The 1,171-nt window shown below is 55.9% G+C and carries 1 rRNA gene (cut by a window edge); it reads right to left on the bottom strand.

What is annotated here, in order from left to right:
- Nucleotides 1-1,171: ribosomal RNA gene (locus ACIRPH_RS31795) — 23S ribosomal RNA — on the bottom strand; its annotated part reaches 1,618 nt to the left of the window's first position; the annotation flags it as partial.

Below are 1,171 nucleotides of genomic sequence, written 5' to 3'. Positions count from 1 at the left end.
AGCGTGGTTAGCATCACCTGATTCGATACTGGGCGCTCGTGCACGGGTACGGGAATATCAACCCGTTATCCATCGACTACGCCTGTCGGCCTCGCCTTAGGTCCAGACTCACCCTGGGCGGATTAACCTGCCCCAGGAACCCTTAGTCAATCGGCGGCAACGTTTCTCACGTTGCTTTCGCTACTCATGCCTGCATTCTCACTCGCACACCCTCCACCACACGATCACTCGGCAGCTTCACCGGATGCACGACGCTCCCCTACCACACCAACACAAGGTTGGCATCCACAGCTTCGGCGGTGTGCTTAAGCCCCGCTACATTATCGGCGCAGAACCACTTGACCAGTGAGCTATTACGCACTCTTTAAAGGATGGCTGCTTCTAAGCCAACCTCCTGGTTGTCTCAGCAACTCCACAACCTTTCCCACTTAGCACACGCTTAGGGGCCTTAGCTGATGATCTGGGCTGTTTCCCTCTCGACTACGAAGCTTATCCCCCGCAGTCTCACTGCCACGCTTCACTTAACCGGCATTCGGAGTTTGTCTGACGTCAGTAACCTTGTAGGGCCCATCAGCCAAACAGTAGCTCTACCTCCAGCAAGAAACACGCGACGCTGCACCTAAATGCATTTCGGGGAGAACCAGCTATCACGGAGTTTGATTGGCCTTTCACCCCTACCCACACCTCATCCCCCAGGTTTTCAACCCTGGTGGGTTCGGGCCTCCACGAGGTCTTACCCCCGCTTCACCCTGGACATGGGTAGATCACTCCGCTTCGGGTCCACAGCATGCGACTCAAACGCCCTATTCAGACTCGGTTTCCCTACGGCTACCCCACCCGGGTTAACCTCGCCACACACCATGACTCGCAGGCTCATTCTTCAAAAGGCACGCCATCACCAGCCACAAGGACCAGCTCTGACGGCTTGACAGCACACGGTTTCAGGTACTATTTCACGACCCCTCACCGGGGCACTTTTCACCTTTCCCTCACGGTACTAGTGCACTATCGGTCATCAGGACGTATTTTGGCTTAGCAGGTGGTCCTGCCAGATTCACACGGACTTTCACGGGCTCCGCGCTACTCGGGAGAACACCAACGCCTAGACCCTTCCTTCACCTACGGGACTCTCACCCACTACGGTTCCGCTTCCCAACGGATTCAGCTAAAA

This window comes from Nocardiopsis sp. NPDC101807, assembly GCF_044766605.1.
GTDB lineage: Bacteria > Actinomycetota > Actinomycetes > Streptosporangiales > Streptosporangiaceae > Nocardiopsis > Nocardiopsis tropica.
This window is presented reverse-complemented; position numbering and strand designations above follow the sequence as displayed.